Origin of the sequence: Mesorhizobium sp. C120A (assembly GCF_030323105.1) — a bacterium.
Taxonomy (GTDB): Bacteria; Pseudomonadota; Alphaproteobacteria; order Rhizobiales; family Rhizobiaceae; genus Mesorhizobium.
On record NZ_CP100476.1, the window covers coordinates 5040237 to 5061220 of the forward strand.

Genomic DNA, 20984 nt, shown 5'->3' on the forward strand with positions numbered 1-20984 from the left:
ATTCTCAGCCCGCCCAATGAGCCTGCATCCAGTCAATCCATAAAACGGATCCAATGTGATGGCCATCATCAAGACGAATGCGTGGGAACTATGGAGCCTTCAGTGGATTGCGGCTAGAATCTCTCGCAAGTATAAAGACCCGTACGGGGGCGATTATGGCCAGATCTTTTTTCCGCTTTATTTCTTCAATTTTTGGCGCGTCCGACGCCAGACAGGAAGGAAAAGCCGAGGCCAACAGAGCCAATACAGGGGGCTTGATCAGAGCCGAATGGCCCCATGACTATCAGTTCCTCTTTATCGAACCACCTGCGAACGAAGTCGCGGAAGCGTTGGACGGCTGGAAGTGGATCGGACTGGATGGCCTTGAACCAGCTGCGGTGTCAGCTTTCGGCGACATATTTTTCCGTGCCGGCGACGGGTCGGTTCGTCATCTCGATATGCTCGACGGGAAATTGACCAGAATTGCGGGTCATTGGGCGGAATTTCAGGCCGACTTGCAGAATGAAGCGCGCCGCGACGAGTTGCTGCTGGCGGGCCTTGTCGTTGCCGCCCGAAAGAACCGACTGATTCCGGCAGCCGGCCAATGCTATGATTTCAAGAAGCCGCCGGTGCTTGGCGGCGAAATGAGTCTGCGAGAGATGGAAACGACGTTTTTCGTTGTGAAGGTGCATATCGCCGGCCAAATCCATCGGCAGGTGAAAGATCTCCCGCAGGGCGCGAAGATAAACAAGGTTACGATCAGCGACCGATAACGCGACTTACGCCTTGCGCTCCCAGCGACGGTCGGGCGTCTGCTGCCAGTAGGTGACAGCGTGGCCCGCTTCTTTCAACACCTTCCAATGCGTCCGCGCCCCTTCGACCTGGGCCGCGTCATGGCCGTCGAACAGGAACACGGCGCGTTCGTAGCCGGCGAGATCGGCGGGTGCGGCGCCATCGACGAGGAAGCGTATCTGCGCCTGGTTGGGGTTGGCGTCGCTCGTGGTGAGCAGGATTGGCTGTTCGGCCGGATGGGCTTCACGGTCGGTCGCGTGCGCGAGGAACGAATCGTCCCTGAATGTCCACAGATGCAGGTCGAGCGCATCGCGCCGCTCCTCGGTCCCTGTCTGCACCACGGCGCGCCAGCCGCGATCGACGCTGCGCTCGAGCAGGCCGGGAAGCGCATCCTCCAGCGTCGATTCGGTCAGGTGGTAGAACAGGACATCGGCCATTCCCTGCCTTATCCCTCGTAATTGTCGCGCACCAGCCGGTCGAGCAGCCTGACGCCGAAACCCGAGCCCCAGGACTGGTTGATCTCGCTCGGCGGAGAGCCCATCGCGGTGCCGGCGATGTCGAGATGCGCCCACGGCGTTTCCTTGACGAAGCGCTGCAGGAACTGCGCGGCGATGATGGCGCCGCCATAGCGGCCGCCGATGTTCTTCATGTCGGCGTTCTTGGAATCGATCAGCTTGTCGTATTCGGGCCCAAGCGGCATGCGCCACAGCCGCTCCTGACTCGCCTGGCCGGCCGCCGTCAACCTGTCCGAAAGTTCGTCATTGTTGGAGAACAGGCCGGCATAATGCTGGCCGAGCGCGACCATGATGGCGCCGGTCAGCGTCGCCAGATTGACCATGAATTTCGGCTGGAAGCGGTCGTTGCAATACCACAGCGCGTCGGCCAGAACGAGGCGTCCTTCGGCATCGGTGTTGAGCACCTCGATGGTCTGACCCGACATCGAGGTGACGATGTCGCCGGGGCGCTGGGCATGGCCGTCGACGGCATTTTCCACCAGCCCGACGATGCCGACGACATTGGCCTTGGCCTTTCGCGCGGCCAGCGCCTGGATGAGCCCGATGACGGCCGCGGCACCGCCCATGTCGCCCTTCATGTCTTCCATGCCGGAGGCCGGCTTCATAGAATTGCCGCCGGTGTCGAAGGTGACGCCCTTGCCGACGAAGGCGACCGGTGCGTCCTTGGCCTTGCCGCCCTTCCATTGCATGACAGCCATCCGGGCGCCGCGCGGCGAACCCTGCGCGACACCGAGGAGCGAGCCCATGCCGAGCTTCTTCATTTCCTTCTCGGTGAGGATCTCGACCTCGACGCCGAGCGCTTCCAGTTCCTTGGCGCGGGCGGCGAATTCGATCGGGCCGAGCGTATTGGCCGGTTCGTTGACAAGGTCGCGCGCCAGAAGCACGCCGTCGATGACCGCAACCTCGTCGGCGAAGGCCTTTTTCGCCGCGGCAGGATCGGCGGTGTGGATGGTCACCTTGACCGGTTTCTTCGGCTCGGCATCGTCCTTGTCTTTCCTGGTCTTGTATTTGTCGAAGGAGTAGCTGCGAAGAATGATGCCGGCGGCAAGGTTCGCCGCTTGCCTGCCGCCAATCTTTGCGCCCGGCACATCGAGGATGACGGCCACCTCCGCTGCCTTGCGCAGGGACGCGGCGATGGTGCCGCCAAGCTTCAGCCAGGCAAAGTCATCGAGGCCGGCGACCTTGCCGGCGCCGACCGCCACCAGTCGGTCGAGCGATGTTCCCTGCGGCGCCAGCACTTCGACGACACCGGCGAATTTTCCGGAAAACTCCGCCACCGGAAACGCCCGCGCCAGCGTTCCTGAGGGGTCGCAGGCCTTTGCCGGTTCGCCAAGACCACCATCGTCGGCCGCCAGCACGATGATGCTGCCCTTTTTGGGTGCGGCAAATTTGGCGAAGGCGATCAATGGTCTCAAAGTCATCAGGTCCTGCTTTCGGGAAACGGCTCAGATTTTCAGGAAAAATGCATTCTCAGGGAAGATGCGCGACATTTGGTCGTTTTCCTTGATTTGGCAAGACTTTGCCGGAATCAGGGATCATATGCGCAGCGGAATCGATAACGATTCGTCGCGGCACGGCTCCGCTTTCCTGCCGCAACCTGTTGTTAACCATCGATGTTCTCCCTTTCTTATTCATTGCCGCCGACACTCCGGCCTGCGGAACGGGCGATGTGGGACGGAGAATCGGATCGAACCGCCTGAAAGAAATGGCCAAACGCACCCAGTTGTACAGCCGCAGCCGGACGACTACCTTGTCGGCGGGCATGATGCCGTTCGGCAAATCGAGAAAAGCCTTACATGAAGGTCGTTGAACGCTACATCATGCGTCGCGCACTGGCGGTGTTTCTCGCTGCGCTGATCTGGACGCTGGCCATTGTCTGGACGACGCAGGTGCTTGCCCGCATCGACCTGGTCACCGACAGTGGCCAATCGGCGCTCACTTTTTTCGAGGTCGCGGGCCTCATCATCCCCACCATCATCCCGATCGTGGTGCCATTCGCCCTGGTGGTGGCGGTGGCCCAGACGCTCAGCGTCATGAACTCCGATTCGGAATTGGCCGTCATCAACGCCGCCGGCGCCTCGCGCTGGACGATTGTGCGGCCGGTCCTGCTGATCGCGCTGGCGGCCAGCGTCTTTTCCTTCGCGGTCGACAATGGCGTCGAACCCTATGCCAGGCAGAAGAACCGCCAGCTGATAGCATCCTCGCGCGCCGATCTCTTGTCGCTGATCATCCAGGAAGGCACGTTCCGCAAGATCGACGACGGGCTGTTCCTGCAGATAGGCGAGCGGCTGCCGGACAACCGGCTCGGCGGCATCTTCGTGGCCGATTCGCGCGAGGAAGGCGCCAATCTGATCTATTATGCCAAGAGCGGCAGCGTCGTCGAAAAGGGTGACGAGAAGGTGCTGATGATGAATGACGGCGTCATTCATCGCAAGACGCTGACCGGCGACCTGTCGGTCATCCGCTTCACGTCCTACGCCTTCGACCTTTCCGCCTTCATGTCGGCGGCGAACGATATCATGCTCCTGCCCAAGGACCGAACGACGCAATACCTGCTCAACCCGGATCCGAACGACAAGATCTTCCAGCGCAGGCCCGGCGCCTACAAGGCCGAGCTCGACCAGCGCTTTTCCGAATGGTCCTATTCGCTGGTGTTCGCGCTGATCGCGCTGGCCGTGGCAGGCGATGCGCGCTCACACCGCGAGGCGCGCATCCACCCGCTGATCACAGCCATCGCCATTGCGCTGTTCGTGCGCTGGCTGGGCTTCTTTGCCGCCGGCAAGGCCGACAAGATCCCGCAATACGCCTATATGGTCTATGGCGTGCCGGTCATCGCCTCGGCGGTCGCCATCTGGTTCATCGTCACCTCGCGAAGCATGGAACTGCCCGGCAGTTGGGCCGACTGGATGACGAATTTCGCCGGCCGCGTCAGCGATGGCTGGACGGCGCTCAAGCTGCGCCTCAATCGGCGCTACACATCCGGCCAGGGAGCCTGACGATGGGCTGGACCCTGGGCCGCTACTTCTTCTTTCGCTACGTGTCGATCACGATCTGGTTCTTCATCGGCCTTCTGGCGCTGGTGTTCCTGATCGACTTCACCGAGCTGTCCGGCCGCATCACCGGCCTGCCGGGCTTCACCTACGGCACGGCGGTCGCGATCTCGGCGCTGAGGATGCCGATGATCATGCTGCAGACGGTGCCGTTCGTCGGCCTGTTCTCGGCGATGGCGACGCTGGTGTCGCTCAACCGAAAATACGAGCTGGTGATTGCGCGCTCGGCCGGAGTGTCGGCCTGGCAGTTTCTGTTGCCCTGCTGCATCGGTGCGCTGTTATTCGGCATATTGTCGGTCGGCGTGCTCAATCCGATCGCCGCGCATGGCTTCTCATGGTCGGAGCAGATGGAAAACCAGCTGCGATCCGGCAATTCGAACGCGGTGGCGGCCGATGCCACGCCGTGGATCCGCCAGAAAACCAACTCCGGCGATACCATCATCGGCGCCCGCGCCATCCTGAACCAGGGCCTGGAAATGGCCGACACCGTGTTCTTCGTCCTCGATCCGCAGGGCAATATCGTCGAGCGCAAGGACGCGGCGCGGGCCTTTCTGCGCGACGGCTACTGGGAATTGCAGGACGTCAAGGTGTTCAAGGACGGCAACATCCGTTCCGAAACGACCGACCAGTTGCCGACCAACCTCAAGCCGGAATTCGTGCAGGAACGGCTGGCGCGCCCCGAAACCATCCCGTTTTACGACCTTCCCGGCAAGATTGAGGTTGCCCGCTCCTTCGGCCTCAAGGCAAATGCCTTCGCCATGCAGTTCGATTCGCTGGTGGCGTTACCGTTCCTGCTTGTGGCCATGACGCTGATTGCGGCAACAGTTTCAATGCGATTTGCGAGGATGGGGCAGTCGGCAACGATGATTCTGGGTGGCGTCCTCGCCGGCTTTCTGCTTTATGTCGTTTCGGTATTGGTCAAGGCATTCGGCGTGGCGGGATTCGTGCCCACAGCCGTGGCTGCATGGGTTCCGGTTGTCGTGGCTATGTTCTTTGGGGTGACATTCCTGCTATACAAGGAAGACGGCTAGTGAGGGAGGCGGCTTTGCGCAGCCATAGGCAGGCCGGTTTGGCGCGCCTCTATTCGGCGAGCGCCTTGGCATGCCTGCTCGCCTGTGGCGTGCTGACGGCCCCTGCGCTGGCGCAGGACGTCACCGACGTGGCAACGAAGGTTCCCTCCGGCTCCCAGATGCTGCTGGCGGCCGACACGCTCGTCTATAACAATGACAACCAGACGGTCACCGCCATCGGCGGCGTCCAGATCGACTATGGCGGCAACAAGCTCGTCGCCCAGCGCGTCGTCTATGATCGAAACACCAAGCGGCTGGTTGCCAGCGGCAATGTGGAGATCGTCAACAGCGACGGCACCAAGATCAACTCGCAGCATATCGATATTACCGACGATTTCGCTGACGGTTTCGTCAATGCGCTGCGCGTCGAAACGCCCGAAAAAGCCTATTTCGCCGCCGAAAGCGCCGAGCGCATGGGCGGCGTGCTGACAACGTTCCACAACGGCGTCTATACGGCCTGCGAGCCTTGCGAAGACAAGCCGGACAAGGCGCCGACCTGGCGGATCAAAGCCAGGAAGATCATCTGGAACGGCGAAAAGAAAACGGTTCGCTTCGAGAACGCGAATTTCGAATTCTTCGGTTTCCCGCTGGCTTATCTGCCGGCGTTCGAGATCGCCGACCCGACGGTCAAGCGCAAAAGTGGCTTCCTGATCCCCAGCATCGGCTACAACAATCGTCTCGGCGGCGGCGTCAAAGTCCCCTACTACTTCGCTTTGTCGCCGACCTACGACCTCACCGTTACCGGCAGCGGCTACACCAAGCAGGGTTTCCTCGGCGAGGCCGAGTGGCGCCAGCGCTTCAACAATGGCCAATACACGCTGAAGCTTGCCGGAATCAACCAGCAGGACCCTGGCGCTTTCCGTGATTTCGCGGCTTTCCCCGGCGGCTACAATGTCAATTCGGGGCCAGCAGGCGATCCGAACAAGTTCCGCGGCATGATGGGCACCAAGGGCCAGTTCGCCATCAATCCGCGCTGGGACTTCGGCTGGGATATCCTGCTTCAGACCGACAAGAATTTTTCGCGTACCTATACGATCGAAGGCTACAACGACGCCGTGCATCAATCGTCGGTCTACCTGACCGGCCTAAACGACCGCAACTATTTCGATGTGCGCGCCATGCGCTTCCAGGTTCAGGAGAACACACCGGACGGCAACGTCGCATCGCGCAGCGACAAGCAGCCCTGGGTGTTGCCGTCGCTCGATTATGCCTACATCCCCGACATGTCGGTGGCCGGCGGCCAGCTGTCGTTCAACGTCAATGCGCGCATCATCCGCCGCGACGATCTCGATCAGGCCTATTTTACCCCCTATGTGCCGGGCTCAGGCGTCCAGCGCGTGCGCGGCATCGAGGGCGACTCCGGTCGCCTCACCGCCGAGGCCGAATGGAAGCGTACCTTCACCACGGACGGCGGATTGCAGTTGACGCCCCTTCTGGCTCTGCAGGGCGACGTCGACTATCTCAACGCTTCTTCGGCTTCGCTGACTGCGGTAAACCAGATGGCAACGAATGTCGGTGCCTCCGACGACATGCGGTCCTCCTTCGCCCGGTACATGGCGACCGCCGGACTTGAAATGCGCTGGCCGGTGCTGTTTTCGATGGCCGGCTCCAGCCATATCGTCGAGCCGATGGCGCAGGTCTTCATGCGCCCGAACGAGCAGTATGTCGGCGGGCTCGCCGTTCCCAACGAGGACGCACAGAGCTTCGTCTTCGATGCCACGACGCTGTTCGAGCGCGACAAGTTCTCCGGCTACGACCGCGTCGAAGGCGGCAGCCGCGCCAATGTCGGGTTCCGCTATTCGGGCGCCTATGACAATGGCTGGGGCACCAACGCCATCTTTGGCCAATCCTACCAGCTGGGCGGGCGCAACTCGTTCGATTCACCGGATCTGGTCAATGCGGGCGCCGATTCCGGCCTGGAGACTTCAACCTCCGACTATGTCGGCCTTGTCGGCTTCAGCAGCCCGAGCGGCTTCTCCGGTTCGCTCAGCGGCCGCTTCGACGAGCAGACCTTCGAAGTTCGCCGTGCCGAGGTGAAGGCCGCCTATTCCGGGCTGCCGGTTTCGCTGAGCGCCAAATACGCCTTCATCCAGGCGCAGCCGCTCTATGGTTTCACCACCGACCGCCACGAAGTCACGCTCGGCGCCTCGACACACCTGGCCGAAAACTGGCGCGTCTTCGGCACCGGCACCTACGACCTGCAACAAAGCGTGCTGGTCAAGGACGGCGTCGGCTTTGCCTACAATGATTCCTGCTTCACCTACCTGATGACGTACTCGGAATCACGCGACATCAACACCAAGGAAGTGTCGCAGAATGTCGGCTTCAACCTGTCGTTCCGCACGCTCGGCGATTTCGGCTCGTCCCAAAGCTCGATCGACTCCATCCAGTAGAGCCGGCTGACGACATCGTTTTGCCGCATAAAGCGGGCACGGATTTCCCCAATATCGGGCTGGAATCGGCCAAAACCGGGCTAGAATTGGATGCTTTCGATGAGGAAATACCTGTTTTCGGCAGGATTCGCGCTCCTGTTGGCGGCGACCTCGGTCTCCGTCACCATGATAGTACCGCCGGCCTTCGCCAGTGAAATCAAGTATGTCGTCAACAACATGCCGATCACCACCGGCGACATCGCGCACCGGGCTGCCTTCCTGAAACTGCAGCGCAAGAAGGGTGACGCGGGTCAGGAAATGATCGACCAGACGCTGCGTATGGCGGAGGCCAGGCGTCTCGGCATCCGCATCTCCGACGCCCAGGTAGAGGCTGCCTATCAGCGCTTTGCCTCGAGCAACAAGATGCAGCTCAAGCAGCTCGACGGTGTCATGGCGCAGTCCGGCGTGACCAAGGAGCATTTCAAGGAATTCATCCGCTCCCAGATGGCGTGGAACCAGGCGCTGAGCGCACGCTACAGCGGCGGCGGCGGGGAGGTGAGCGAACAGGATCTGGTCAAGCGCATGCTCGAAAAAGGCGGCGCCAAGCCAAGCGCCACCGAGTACATGCTGCAGCAGGTGATCTTCGTGGTGCCGAAGGCCGAACGCAGTGCCACACTCGCCAAACGCAAGCGCGAGGCTGAAGCCATGCGCGCCCGCTTCAATGGCTGCAACACCACGCGTGAATTCGCCAAGGGTCTGATCGACGTCACCGTTCGCGACCTCCCCCGATTGCTGGCGCCGCAACTGCCGCCGGACTGGGCCGAGCAGATCAAGGCCACCAAGCTGGGCGGCGCCACGGCCGTGCGCGAGACCGATCGCGGCATTGAATTCATCGGCATCTGCTCGTCGCGAGAGGTTTCCGACGACAAGGCGGCCCAGATGGTGTTCCAGAGCGAAGGCAGCGGCGACAAGAACGCCGACGAGCTCTCGGCCAAGTATGTCGAAGAGCTGAAGGCGAAAGCCAAGATCGTTACGCGCTGAACCGGCCCAGCCGTGCATGAGACAGAGCTTCCGCTGGCGCTGAGCGTCGGCGATCCATCCGGCGTCGGTCCGGAAATCGCCATTGCCGCGTGGCAGAGCGCCCGCGGTTCCGGTGCCGCACCCTTCTATCTTCTCGCCGATCCGGCGCTGATTGCCGCGCGGGCGCGCCGGCTCGGCGCGGCGGTGGCAATCGCCGAGACGGTGCCGGCCCAAGCAGCTGGTGTCTTTCAACACGCCTTGCCCGTGGTGCCGCTGGCGGCCCACTTCACCGACGATCCCGGCCGGCCCGACCCGGCCAATGCCGCCGGTATCATCGAGGCCATCGATCGCGCCGTCGCCGACTGCCTTGCCGGTCACGCGGCCGCGGTCGTCACCTGCCCGATCGCGAAGAAGCCGCTTTACGATGCCGGCTTCGGCTTTCCCGGTCACACCGAATATCTGGCGCATCTGGCCTCGCTCCACACCGGCGGCACGGTGACGCCGGTGATGCTGCTCGCCGGCCCCGAATTGCGCACCGTTCCGGTCACCATCCACATCGCGCTGGCCGAGGTGCCGAAGACGCTGACGACGGAGCTGATCGTTGCCATCGCGCGCATCACCGCCGGCGATCTTGCACGCCGTTTCGGCATCGCCAGGCCGAGGCTCGCGCTTGCCGGCCTCAATCCGCATGCCGGCGAAAGCGGCGCCATGGGGACAGAGGACGAGCGCATCATTCGTCCTGCGGTCGACATGTTGCGGGCGCAAGGCATCGATGCCTTCGGGCCGCTGCCGGCCGATACGATGTTTCATGCGCGCGCCCGCGCCGGCTATGACGTGGCGGTCTGCATGTATCATGACCAGGCGTTGATCCCGGCCAAGGCGCTGGCCTTCGACGAGGCCGTCAACGTCACGCTTGGCCTGCCGTTCATCCGCACCTCGCCCGATCACGGCACAGCCTTCGACATCGCCGGCAAGGGCATCGCACGTCCCGACAGCCTGATCGCGGCGCTGATGCTGGCCCGCCGGCTGGCCGATACCGGCGCAAAGCCCGCAGCTGCATGAGCCACAAATCATGAGCCCAAATCATGAGCCCAAAATTCATGAGCATTGACGGGCTGCCGCCGCTGCGCGAGGTGATCGAGCGCCATGGACTGCAGGCAAAGAAGGCGCTTGGCCAGAATTTCCTGCTCGACCTCAATTTGACCGGCAAGATCGCGCGCGTCGCCGGGGACCTTAGCGACAGTACGGTAATCGAGGTCGGCCCCGGCCCCGGCGGGCTGACCAGGGCGCTGCTCGCTGCCGGTGCCCGCCGCGTCGTCGCCATCGAGCGCGACGAACGCTGCCTTGCGGCCTTGGCCGAGGTCTCCAACCACTATCCGGGCCGGCTCGAGGTGATCAGCGGCGATGCGCTGAAGACGGATTTTGCCGCTCTTGCCAAGACCGCGTCACAAGGCGGCCCGGTGAGGATTGCCGCCAACCTGCCCTACAATATCGGCACCGAGCTGTTGATCCGTTGGCTGACCGTGGCGGACTGGCCACCCTTCTATCAATCGATGACGCTGATGTTCCAGCGCGAGGTGGCCGAGCGCATTGTCGCCGGTGCCGGCAGCGATGCTTATGGCCGGCTCGGCGTGCTGGCGGGCTGGCGGACCGAGGCGAGGATCGCCTTCGACGTGCCGCCGCAAGCGTTCACGCCGCCACCCAAGGTAACGTCCTCGGTGGTGCATCTGGTGCCGCGCGCCAGCCCTTTGTCAACCGACGTGAAAAAACTCGGTCGCGTCACCGAAGCCGCTTTCGGCCAGCGCCGGAAAATGCTGCGGCAGAGCGTGAAGAGCCTGGGTGGCGAGGCACTGCTGACGCGCGCCGGCATCGATCCGACCCGGCGTGCGGAGACGCTCAGCGTCGAGGAATTCGTGCGGCTGACAAACGCGGTTTGACCGGCGGCGCTAGTCGGCCGTGGACCCAAATCGCATCCTGTGTGACAGCGACGACAAGCAGCATATAGCGGCATGCAGTTGCCGGTGAGTCGCCGAGCGTGATATTGTCGTCATATGAAAAAGAGTACCTCAAGCCTCCGCCCGACCCAAAATGGCCAGTTTGTCCTGACCAGCGGCAGGGGCGAAAAAATCAGCGCGATTGAAGGCTTGAAGCTATCGCAACGTATGGGCTTCATTCTGAAGGAAAGCCGTGAGCGCGGCCTGAGCGGGGATGAGCGCAGGGCGCTTATCAAGGACCAAGTAACCCGCAAGAAGTAGGATCGGCAGGTGGTCTATGCCGCTGAACATGATCCGCTGTGCTACCCAGGCACGACCGTTCTCCGCAACAGGCTGAATATCAAAGACCAGGCCCAACTCGATGAATTCGAGTTGGCACTTTTCCTGACCAGGGCCGACGAACATATCCCCGCAGGCCGTCTGGATTTCGAGCACTACAAGGCGTCGATCATCACCTGTTCCAGGACGTTTATGAATGGGCGGGAGAGGTTCGCGCCATCCCCATCGGCAAGGGGGGCAACTGGTTCTGCTATCCTGAGTATATCAACCAGGAAATGCATAGAATTTTCGGCGAACTCGCCGACGGTGATTATCTCTGCGAACTCGACCTCGACGCCTTCGCCGTTCGGGCCGCGCATGTTTTGGCCGAAATCAATGCCGTCCACCCGTTTCGCGAAGGCAACGGCCGCACGCAGCTTACCTTTCTGGCAATGCTGATGGAGAATGCAGGATTCCCATTCAATGCCGATATGCTCGGTCGCGAAAACGTCCTGAATGCGATGATTGAGAGCTTTGCCGGCGAGGAAACCCCATTGGCAGAACTCATAAAAGATATCGCCAGCCAGTAACAGATGTCCACAGCGTCATATTGCCAGATCGTTTGCCAAAGACGCCCTTCATGGGGACAGCCGGCCATCGGGGAACGACAGCTGCCTATTCCGTCTTCTCGTCCAGCAACCCCGAGACGAAATCGAACAGCCCGGGCCGGCGGTCGCGCCGCAGCCTTTCCGCCGTCACGATGCCACGCACTTCGGCGAAGGCGCGGTCGAGATCGTCGTTGACGATGACAAAGTCATATTCCTTCCAGTGCTCGATCTCGTTGCGGGCGTTCTTCAGCCTGGTCTCGATCACGTGCTCCTGGTCCTCGGCGCGGCGCTTGAGGCGCGACTTCAATTCCTTCATCGACGGCGGCAGGATGAAGATCGAGACGATGTCGGCGCGCATCTTCTCCTTGAGCTGCTGGGCGCCTTGCCAGTCGATGTCGAAGAGCATGTCACGGCCCTGCGCCAGCGCCAGTTCGGCCGGCTCGCGCGGCGTCGCGTAGCAATTGCCGTGCACCTCGGCCCATTCGAGCAACGCGTCGGAATCGCGCAGCCGCTCGAACTCGCGCGTGGTGCGGAAGTGATAGTGGACGCCCTCGATCTCCGAGCCGCGGCGTGGCCTGGTGGTGACCGAGACCGATAATTCCAGGCTGCCGTCGCTTTCCAGCAGGTTGCGCGCGATCGTCGACTTGCCGGCGCCCGACGGCGACGACAGGACCAGCATCAGCCCGCGGCGGCGAATGCGGGATCCGAGATCCCTGGCAACCATCGGCTTCTTGCCACCCATTCGGGTTTACTCCAGATTCTGGACCTGTTCGCGAAACTGGTCGACCACCGCCTTCAGTTCCAGCCCGATGGCGGTGACAGTGGCGGCGTTCGACTTGGAACACAGCGTATTCGATTCGCGGTTGAATTCCTGCGCCAGAAAATCGAGCTTGCGGCCGATGGCGCCGCCATTTGCCAGCAGCGCTCTGCCCGACGCCACATGCGTCTTCAGCCGATCGATCTCTTCACGGATATCGGCCTTGGTGGCCAGGAACGCCGCTTCCATGTGCAGCCGGCCGGCATCGAGATTGGCCGACGCATCCATCAGCAGCCGCACCTGTTCGGCGATCCGCTCGCGGATCGCCGCCGGTTCGCGCGACGGGTCGGCCTCGGCTTGAAGCGTCAGCGCCTCAATGGCGTCGATATGGCCGGAAAGCAGCGAACGCAGCGCTTCGCCCTCGTTCTGGCGTGCCTGCTCGAGACCTGTAAGCGCCGTTTCCAGCGCGGACAGGATTGACGCGTCGAGTGCTGCCCGCACCTCCTCGGTTTCGCTGGTTTCAGGGATATCGAGCACGCCGCGCAGGGAAAGCAGACCGTCGGCAGTTGCCGGACCAACACCGAACTGGTCCTGCAGCCGCTTGGCCAAGCCCGCCAGATCCCTGAGGAAGGCTTCGTTGACCACTGGCTGCGCCTGCTGGCCGGCGGCGCGACCGACGGTCAGCGTCGCCTGGAAATTGCCACGCGAAAAGCGCTTCTGCAGCGTCTGCCGCACAGTCGGTTCGAGCCGCTCGAAACCTTGCGGCAGCCGCAACCTGACCTCGACGCTCTTGCCGTTGACCGACTTGACCTCCCAGGCGATCGAGGCGCCGTCATGTTCGGCAACAGTGCGTGCAAATCCGGTCATGCTCTGCAAATTCATGATGCGGCTCGTGTCTCCCTGATGGTCCGATTCTAACAATTGCGCATGCGTTCGATATCACGGGCAGCGCGAATGTCAGAATCGCAATACCGGCAAGATCTTGATTTCCGCTGTCGTTTCGATCTCGCTGGGCTGAAATCGAGAAGCAGAGGCACCCGAGCAAGACCGAAAACGCTTCGAACCCCGCTGTTCGTTCAAAGCAGCAGCGCGTCCGCCTCTGTCCGCATCGCTTAAGGTCGATCCGTCTGAAAGCGCCGGCCTGCTACTGGGCGGCACCCGTATCGCCGGCATCACCGCTGTCACCGGCGGCATCGCCACTTGCGTCACCGTTGTCGTCGCCATCCGCCGGCGCATCGGTCTGGCCCGGAGTCTTGGCGCCCTTGGCGGCGTCTTCAGCCTGCTTCTTCTGCAGTGCCCGATAGCGGGCAACGTTCTCATTGTGCTCGGCAAGCGTGGTGGCAAAGACGTGGCCGCCGGTGCCGTCGGCGACGAAATAGAGATCATCGGTCTTCGACGGGTTGGCGACGGCTTCGAGCGCGGCGCGGCCGGGATTGGCGATCGGCGTCGGCGGCAGGCCATTGATCAGATAGGTGTTGTAAGGCGTCTGTTTCTGGATGTCAGATTGATAAATCGGCCGGTCGGCGGGTTTGCCCTTGCCGCCGAACAGGCCGTAAATGATGGTCGGATCGGATTGCAGCCGCATGCCCTTGGCCAGACGGTTGAGGAAGACGGCGGCAACGCGCGAGCGCTCGTCGCCCCGGCCGGTTTCCTTTTCGACGATCGAGGCCAAGGTGACGAAGTCGTCGACATTGGCCAGAGGCAGGTCGGGCGCGCGCCGCTGCCAGACCTCGTCGACCAGCTTCTTCTGGTCGGCGAGCAGCTTGTCGACCATCTGTTGGCGCGTGGCGCCGCGGGTAAAGCGCAGCGTGTCGGTGGCGAGGCTGCCCTCAGCCGGCTTGGCGGCCGGCATGTCGCCGGTCAGCGCATCCTGCTCGGCGATGCGCTGCAGCGCCTGCTCGACCGTCAGGCCCTCGGGAATGGTCAGCGAATACATCACCGACTTGCCGCTCTTCAGAAGCTCCATGATGTCGCGCATGGAGGCGCGCGGCTTTATCTCGTATTCGCCTGCCTTCAGCGCTGAATCATTGCCATAGACCCGCACGGCGATGCGGAAGATGCGGGCATCGCTGATCAGCCCACGCCGTTCGAGCTGGTCGGCAATATCCTGGACGCCGGTGCTCGGCTTGACCAGGAAGGTGTCGCCGGCCACCGACGGGCCCGGTTCGTTGAATGCCTGCTTGCCGAAATAGAGCGAAACGCCGGCGGCGAGGATCATCAACATCACCGCGGAGATGACGAAGTTCATGAACACGACGACTTGGCTGCGCGAGGCGCGCGAGCGCTTTGGTGGTGGTGTGCCGGCTTCCGGGCGCAAAGCTTCGGCCGCGGTCTTCGGCACGATCGGGCCGGTCTGCTGGTTTTGTCCGAATTGTCCGCTGCCGCCCGGATTGGTGTTCATTAGCGCCCTACCATCTGATCTCTTAGAGCGACCATGCGCCCGATTGGACGCACAGCGTGCCCTAACATTTCAAGCCTACGCATCGTGCTTTTAAAAAAAGCGCCTTCGGTTTCAGGCCGATGCGACGAATCCCCAGCGGCAGAGTAGGCTTGAATATGGCAAAATTGACGACAGACCGCTGGCGCGCCGGTCGATACCGCAATCAGCCTGTATAACGCTGGAATACCAGCGAAGCGTTGGTGCCGCCGAAGCCGAAGGAGTTGGACAGCGCCACGTCGACCTGGCGATGCCGTGGCGTGTTCGGAACAAGATCGATCGCGGTTTCGCGTTCCGGGTTGTCAAGATTGATGGTGGCTGGCGCGATGTTGTCTCTGATAGCGAGGATCGAAAAGATCGCCTCGGCGGCGCCCGCGGCACCCAGGAGATGGCCGATCGACGACTTGGTCGATGACATCGAGATTTTCGAGGCGGCGTTGCCGACCAGCCGCTCGACGGCGCCGAGTTCGATCGTGTCGGCCATGGTCGAGGTGCCGTGCGCGTTGATGTAGTCGACGTCGGCGGGCGTCAGCTTGGCCCGGTTCAGCGCCGCCGTCATGCAGCGGAAGGCGCCGTCGCCGTCTTCGGCCGGTGCAGTGATGTGATAGGCATCGCCGGTCAGGCCGTAGCCGGTGACCTCGGCATAGATCTTGGCGCCGCGCGCCTTGGCGTGTTCGAGTTCTTCCAGCACGACGACCCCGGCGCCCTCGCCCATGACGAAGCCGTCACGGTCGCGGTCATAGGGACGCGAGGCCTTCTCAGGCGTGTCGTTGCGGTCGGTGGACAGTGCCCGGCAAGCAGCGAAGCCGGCAAGCGATAGTCTGGTCACCGGCGATTCCGCGCCGCCGGCCAGCATCACGTCGGCATCGCCGAAGATGATCAGCCGGGCGGCATCGCCAATGGCGTGCGCGCCGGTCGAGCAGGCGGTGACGACGGCGTGGTTGGGGCCTTTCAGCCCATGCCGGATCGATACCTGGCCAGATACCAGGTTGATAATGTTGCCGGGAATGAAGAATGGACTGATACGGCGCGGTCCGCGCTCTTTCAGGATGATAGCGTTCTCGGCGATGCCCTCGAGGCCGCCAATGCCGGAGCCGATCATGACGCCGGTGGCGCAGCGCTCGGCTTCGGTGCTGGGCTCCCAGCCGGAATCCTTCAGCGCTTCGTCGGCGGCCGCAATCCCGTAAAGGATGAAGTCGCCGATCTTGCGCAGTTCCTTGGGCTCCAGCACGGCTTCGGGATTGAGCGTGCCGTTGGTGCCGTCACCGCGCGGAATGACGTGGGCGATCTTGCAGGCAAGATCTTCCACTTCGAACTCGGTGACGCGCTTGGCGGCGCTGCGGCCGGTCAGCAGTTCCTTCCAGCTGTGCTCGAAGCCCATGCCGAACGGTGAAACCAGGCCGAGGCCCGTGACGACGACACGCCTCATCGCAGGTCCTCCCCGGTGATGACTGCGGATAGCGTCAGGCCGAAGCCTTGTCGATGTACTTCACGGCATCGCCGACGGTCAGGATGGTCTCGGCCGCATCGTCCGGAATCTCGACGCCGAACTCTTCTTCGAACGCCATGACGAGTTCGACCGTGTCGAGGCTGTCCGCGCCCAGATCATCGATGAAGCTCGCCTGCTCCGTCACCTTGTCGGCATCGACGCCAAGATGTTCGATGACGATCTTCTTGACGCGCTCTGCGGTGTCACTCATTTGGGCATCCTCGTCTTTTGTTTGTCTGTCTTCGTTAGCGGGCAGAATGCCGCTAATCAAGCTGAAAGATGGTCCTGCCGGAAACGCAACGATGCCGGACCGGTTTTTGCCCGAACCGCCGGGTTGCGGGCCGCATTACACGAAAAATGGCTGAGGTCCAAGGCGAAATGGTCTCTTTTCACAAGCCGGCCATGTCTTCTTATCACCCGGCAATATCCTGTCAGATCATGGCCATGCCACCGTTGACATGGATGGTCTGGCCGGTGACGTAGGCTGCCTCGTTGGAGGCGAGATAGGCGACGGCCGACGCCACTTCAACACTCGTGCCCATGCGGCGCGTCGGGATCGCGGCCATTATCGCGTCTTTCTGCTTGTCGTTGAGCTTGTCGGTCATGGCCGATTCGATAAAGCCCGGGGCGACGCAGTTGACGGTGATGTTGCGGGTGGCGATCTCCTGCGCCAGCGACTTGGAAAAGCCGATCATGCCGGCCTTGGAGGCGCAATAATTGGTCTGGCCAGGATTGCCGGTGACGCCGACCACCGAGGTGATGTTGATGATGCGGCCATGGCGGCGGCGCATCATCGGATGGGTCAGCTCGCGGGTCAGCCGGAACACGGCGGTGAGGTTCACCTCCAGCACGCTGTCCCAATCCGCGTCCGCCATGCGCACGAACAGGCCGTCCTTGGTGATGCCGGCATTGTTGACCAGTATGTCGACGCCTTCGAGTTCGGCTTCGGCCTTCTGGCCAAGCGCCTTGACCTCGTCACGGTCGGCAAGATTGGCCGGGAACAGCTTTACCCGGTCGCCGAGTTCGCCGGCCAGGGTCTCCAGTTTCTCGATGCGGGTGCCGTGCAGGCCGACAATGGCGCCTTGCGCATGCAGCACCCGGGCAATCGCCTCGCCAATGCCGCCCGATGCGCCGGTGACGAGCGCCTTGCGGCCGGTCAGTTCGAACATTTTCGTCTCCTGATCTTAAGAGAACACCCTTCCCACGGGAGGGGTTGAATCGCCAGTGGATTATGCAAGCGCGGCCAGCGCCGCCTCGACTTCGGCCGGCGTGCCGACGGCCGATGTGGCGATGTCGCGGTTGATCCGCCGCGCCAGGCCGGAAAGCACCTTGCCGGCGCCGATCTCATAGAGCGTGGCGACGCCATTGGCGCCGAACCACTCCACCGTTTCGCGCCAGCGCACGCGGCCGGTGATCTGCTCGACCAGGCGGCGCGCGATCTCGTCGGGGTCGCTGGTCGGGGCTACAGTGACGTTGGAGACGACGGGCACGACCGGTGCATTCTTGGTCACGCCGGCCAGCGCCTCGCGCATGACATCGGCCGCCGGCGCCATCAGCGCCGAATGGAAGGGTGCGGAGACCTGCAGCATCAGCGCCCGCTTGGCGCCCTTTTCGGTGCACAGTTTCGCGGCGAGTTCCACCGCCGCCCTGGCGCCGGAGATCACCAGCTGGCCGCCGCCATTGTCGTTGGCGATCTGGCAGACCTTGCCGGATCCCGTTGCGGCCTCGGTGCAAGCGGCTTCGACGTCGGGCTGTTCCAGTCCGATGATCGCCGCCATGGCGCCCTCGCCGGCCGGCACCGCCGCCTGCATGGCGTTGCCGCGGATGCGCAGCAGCCGGGCAGCATCGGCGACCGAAACGAAACCGGCCGCGGCAAGGGCGGAATATTCGCCGAGCGAATGACCGGCAACGTAGGCAACCTTGTCCTTCAGCGAAAAGCCGCGCGCTTCCAGCGAGCGGATTCCCGCCAGCGAGACCGCCATCAGCGCCGGCTGGGCATTGGCAGTCAGGGTCAGCGCCTCTTCCGGGCCTTCCCAGATCAGTTTCGACAGCTTTTCGCCCAGCGCATCATCGACTTCCTCGAACACCCTGCGTGCCTCGGGGAAGGCGTCGGCGAGGTCCTTGCCCATGCCGACAGCCTGGCTGCCCTGTCCCGGAAAGGTGAATGCGACGGCCATTTGGGCGCTCTCCAGCGGCTGATTTTTACTGCCTGTGACGCAAGGCGGACCGCCAAGTCAAGCCCGGAGGGGGCATTTCGGCTCTCGCTTGAACCGGAGCTGACCTCGAGTCCCTGTTCCCAAAGGCTTTTTGCCGATCACACCTGATGAAAACCGCTCACGAATCGTTTGCTGGCTCTTCTTATTTTCGCCACAGGCGCTAGCTTTTGCATGACAGTTCTATGACAGAACGGTGGCGCGAGTGGAAATACGCGTTGCTTGGGCCGGGGGAAGAGACGTGGCTAGGATCAGGAAGGGCGCGGCCGTACCCGCGCCACAGTTCTTGGAAGACGATCCGTCCACCGGCTACCTGCCGGGGCGCAGATGGCCGGTCATCCGCTACGGTCTGGTCACGCTGCTTGCCTCCGCCATCCTGGTGTTCGCCATCGAATGGATCGTGCGCGGCGACTTCTTCGGCACGGTCGACTTCTTCCTGCAGCCATTCAAGCCGGGCTGGACCACCATCATTGTCTTTGCATTGGTGCTGATGGGACTGGACGCCGTGCTTGGCCGCAGTCACCAGAGCCTGATGATCGTGGCGCCGCTGACGCTGGCGCTGGCCTTTGTCGGGCATCAGAAGTCGCATTATCTCGGCGATCCGCTCTACCCAACCGATTTTCTTTATTCGCGCCAGATCATGGCACTGATGCCGCTCCTGGTGCGCGAACGGCCTTGGACGGCGCTCGCCATGGCGGTCGGCATCGTCGCCGGCCTGTCGCTGCTGATCTATGGCTGGCGGTTGTGGCGCCGCAAGGTTCCGGTCCTCAGCCGCAAAGGGCGGCTGGCGCGGCTGACGCTGGCAGTGCCGCTGCTCGCCTTCTTCGTCTCAATCATGGACTACGCCACCTTCTCGTGGACCCGCGACCGGCTGCAGATCATCCCGATCATGTGGGACCAGAAGGAGAACTACGCCTCCAACGGGTTTGCGCTGGCCTTCGCGCTCAACGTGCCGATGGCGCATGTCTCGGCGCCGGCGGGCTATTCCGACAAGGCGATCGACGCGATCGACAGGCCTGCTGTGGCGGCCTCGGTACCGGATGAGAAACCCGACATCATCGTGGTGATGAGCGAATCTTTCTGGGATCCGACCAAGCTGCCCGGCGTCACAATCACGCCTGACCCGATCCCCAATGTGCGGGCGCTGCGTTCCGGCTATATGTTTTCGCCGGAATTCGGCGGCATGACCGCCAACATCGAATTCGAGGCGCTGACCGGCTTTTCCAATGCCTTCCTGCCGGCGGGCTCGATCCCCTACCAGCAATATGTGCGCACACCGACGCCGTCGCTGGCGACCTTCCTGAAAAGCGAGGGATACCGGGCGCGCGCCATCCATCCGGGCACCAACTGGTTCTGGAACAGGGGCGCCGTCTATGCCGATTTCGGCTTCAACGATTTCCGCTCGGAAGAGACGCTGCCGCCACTGGAAAAGCGCGGGCCGCTGGCTTCCGATGCGTCGATGACCGACGAGATCATCGCAGAGGCCGACGCCAGCGAGCGGCCGGTGTTCTTCTTCGCCGTCAGCCTGCAGAACCACGGTCCCTACGAGCCGTACCGCTATTACAATCCGACCCACAAGGTCGCGGCACCGATCAGCACATGGGCGCGGGAATCGCTGCTCAGCTACGCCGAAGGCTCCGCCGATGCCGACCGTGGCCTCGAACGATTGATCGAATGGGCGAAGAAGCGCGAGCGGCCGACGGTCATCGCCTTCTTCGGCGACCATCTGCCGCCGCTCGGCCCCGTCTATGTCGAAACCGGTTACCTGAAGGACAATGTCGCGCCGCGCAAGGAACCGACGCCGGAGGCGGCACTGGAGCATCATCAGACGCCGCTGGTCATCTGGTCTAACCGCACCGGTCCGGCGCAGGATATGGGCGCGGTGAGCCCGGCCTTCCTGCCCTACCACATCCTGACAACGGCCGGGATCACGCACCCCTACTACACCGGCTTCCTGGGCGCGCTGCGCGAACGCTATCGCGTCGTCGACCGCAATCTGCTTCTGACACCGTCAGGTGAGGCCACGCCGGACTGGGCGCGGCAGAAGGAAGTTGATCCGGCGATCAACGATTTCCGCCTGCTGCAATACGACATGATGTTCGGCAAGCGTAAGGCGGCTCCGGACTTCTTCCCCGAAACGATCAACGGTCGTACCCCGCATACGAGTTGATGCCTGGTCTTTTCCAACCCTGCGACGCCAGGACGCTGTCCGGAGCATGCGTTACCCTTGCCTTCCAGCCAAATTGCTATATAGACGCCCGCAATCTGCCGGTCCTTGCTGGGGGCTGAACGGAGGGCCGGAGGTTTTATCCAAAACCTTCGTGTGAAGCCAGAAGCGCTTCCGCCTCCCGTGTCTCCGCTCTCGACCGTCTCGAAATGCTCCTTTCTTCCTCGCCCCCCTCGGGACCAGCGGGTCAGAGAAGTTGCAGA

The 20984-nt window shown here is 62.7% G+C and carries 20 protein-coding genes; 10 read left to right on the plus strand and 10 right to left on the minus strand.

Features of this window, described 5'->3' with window-relative positions; translation table 11 throughout:
• Positions 1-155 precede the first annotated feature (155 nt).
• Positions 156-752 carry a T6SS immunity protein Tdi1 domain-containing protein gene (locus NL532_RS24785; protein ID WP_023693959.1) on the plus strand — a complete coding sequence of 199 codons (597 nt, stop codon included), beginning with the start codon at positions 156-158 and terminating at the stop codon, positions 750-752.
• Between the two features lie 6 nt (positions 753-758).
• Here NL532_RS24785 and NL532_RS24790 read toward each other — a convergent pair whose 3' ends face one another.
• The 3 genes from NL532_RS24790 to NL532_RS24800 are packed head-to-tail and all read right to left on the minus strand — an operon-like array spanning position 759 to position 3050.
• A complete protein-coding gene (locus tag NL532_RS24790; RefSeq protein WP_023672739.1) occupies positions 759-1208 on the minus strand; it encodes a DNA polymerase III subunit chi in 450 nt (149 codons plus the stop codon).
• A gap of 8 nt (positions 1209-1216) precedes the next feature.
• On the minus strand, positions 1217-2707 hold the full coding sequence (locus NL532_RS24795) for a leucyl aminopeptidase (protein ID WP_023695590.1): 1491 nt from the start codon (positions 2705-2707) through the stop codon (positions 1217-1219).
• Between the two features lie 49 nt (positions 2708-2756).
• Positions 2757-3050 carry a hypothetical protein gene (locus NL532_RS24800; protein WP_155923815.1) on the minus strand — a complete coding sequence of 98 codons (294 nt, stop codon included), beginning with the start codon at positions 3048-3050 and terminating at the stop codon, positions 2757-2759.
• Positions 3051-3082: 32 nt separating this feature from the next.
• Here NL532_RS24800 and lptF point away from each other — a divergent pair, with 32 nt between their 5' ends.
• The 8 genes from lptF to NL532_RS32275 all read left to right on the plus strand — a co-directional run bounded on the left by lptF (position 3083) and on the right by NL532_RS32275 (position 11640).
• Entirely contained in the window at positions 3083-4282 is a 1200-nt protein-coding gene (gene lptF, locus NL532_RS24805; protein WP_023672737.1) for an LPS export ABC transporter permease LptF, read from the plus strand.
• A 2-nt stretch (positions 4283-4284) separates the two neighbouring features.
• Positions 4285-5367: an LPS export ABC transporter permease LptG gene (lptG, locus tag NL532_RS24810; protein WP_023695591.1), complete on the plus strand. Its 1083-nt coding sequence runs from the start codon at positions 4285-4287 to the stop codon at positions 5365-5367.
• Entirely contained in the window at positions 5367-7799 is a 2433-nt protein-coding gene (locus tag NL532_RS24815) for an LPS-assembly protein LptD (RefSeq protein WP_023829031.1), read from the plus strand. Before lptG ends, NL532_RS24815 begins: the two co-directional genes overlap by 1 nt.
• Positions 7800-7889: 90 nt before the next feature.
• Complete coding sequence (locus tag NL532_RS24820) at positions 7890-8819, plus strand: peptidylprolyl isomerase (protein WP_023826924.1); 930 nt, start codon at positions 7890-7892, stop codon at positions 8817-8819.
• A 12-nt stretch (positions 8820-8831) separates the two neighbouring features.
• Positions 8832-9860, plus strand: coding sequence for a 4-hydroxythreonine-4-phosphate dehydrogenase PdxA (gene pdxA, locus NL532_RS24825; protein ID WP_031197143.1), 1029 nt, complete (start codon positions 8832-8834; stop codon positions 9858-9860).
• Between the two features lie 38 nt (positions 9861-9898).
• Entirely contained in the window at positions 9899-10735 is an 837-nt protein-coding gene (rsmA, locus tag NL532_RS24830; protein ID WP_023826922.1) for a 16S rRNA (adenine(1518)-N(6)/adenine(1519)-N(6))-dimethyltransferase RsmA, read from the plus strand.
• A 114-nt stretch (positions 10736-10849) separates the two neighbouring features.
• Entirely contained in the window at positions 10850-11053 is a 204-nt protein-coding gene (locus NL532_RS24835) for a hypothetical protein (protein WP_023754730.1), read from the plus strand.
• Between the two features lie 236 nt (positions 11054-11289).
• The gene (locus NL532_RS32275; protein WP_348524272.1) at positions 11290-11640 is read left to right on the plus strand and encodes a Fic/DOC family protein; all 351 of its coding nucleotides are present in this window, start codon (positions 11290-11292) and stop codon (positions 11638-11640) included.
• Between the two features lie 85 nt (positions 11641-11725).
• On the opposite strand, the gene gmk is transcribed toward NL532_RS32275, so the two are convergent.
• The 7 genes from gmk to fabD all read right to left on the minus strand — a co-directional run bounded on the left by gmk (position 11726) and on the right by fabD (position 18518).
• The gene (gmk, locus tag NL532_RS24845) at positions 11726-12400 is read right to left on the minus strand and encodes a guanylate kinase (protein WP_031197142.1); all 675 of its coding nucleotides are present in this window, start codon (positions 12398-12400) and stop codon (positions 11726-11728) included.
• A 6-nt stretch (positions 12401-12406) separates the two neighbouring features.
• Positions 12407-13297, minus strand: coding sequence for a YicC/YloC family endoribonuclease (locus NL532_RS24850; protein ID WP_023685689.1), 891 nt, complete (start codon positions 13295-13297; stop codon positions 12407-12409).
• Positions 13298-13559: 262 nt separating this feature from the next.
• Positions 13560-14816, minus strand: a complete 1257-nt coding sequence (mltG, locus tag NL532_RS24855) for an endolytic transglycosylase MltG (protein ID WP_023715070.1) — start codon at positions 14814-14816, stop codon at positions 13560-13562.
• Positions 14817-15018: 202 nt separating this feature from the next.
• On the minus strand, positions 15019-16281 hold the full coding sequence (fabF, locus tag NL532_RS24860; RefSeq protein WP_023685687.1) for a beta-ketoacyl-ACP synthase II: 1263 nt from the start codon (positions 16279-16281) through the stop codon (positions 15019-15021).
• 34 nt (positions 16282-16315) lie between these two features.
• A complete protein-coding gene (locus NL532_RS24865) occupies positions 16316-16552 on the minus strand; it encodes an acyl carrier protein (protein WP_006203723.1) in 237 nt (78 codons plus the stop codon).
• A gap of 220 nt (positions 16553-16772) precedes the next feature.
• Positions 16773-17510: a 3-oxoacyl-[acyl-carrier-protein] reductase gene (gene fabG, locus NL532_RS24870; RefSeq protein WP_023685686.1), complete on the minus strand. Its 738-nt coding sequence runs from the start codon at positions 17508-17510 to the stop codon at positions 16773-16775.
• A gap of 60 nt (positions 17511-17570) precedes the next feature.
• Positions 17571-18518 (minus strand): ACP S-malonyltransferase, encoded by a 948-nt coding sequence (gene fabD, locus NL532_RS24875; RefSeq protein WP_023695599.1) that lies wholly within the window; start codon positions 18516-18518, stop codon positions 17571-17573.
• 277 nt (positions 18519-18795) lie between these two features.
• Between fabD and NL532_RS24880 the strand changes: the two genes are divergently transcribed.
• Positions 18796-20724 (plus strand): LTA synthase family protein, encoded by a 1929-nt coding sequence (locus NL532_RS24880; RefSeq protein WP_023829033.1) that lies wholly within the window; start codon positions 18796-18798, stop codon positions 20722-20724.
• Positions 20725-20984 lie beyond the last annotated feature (260 nt).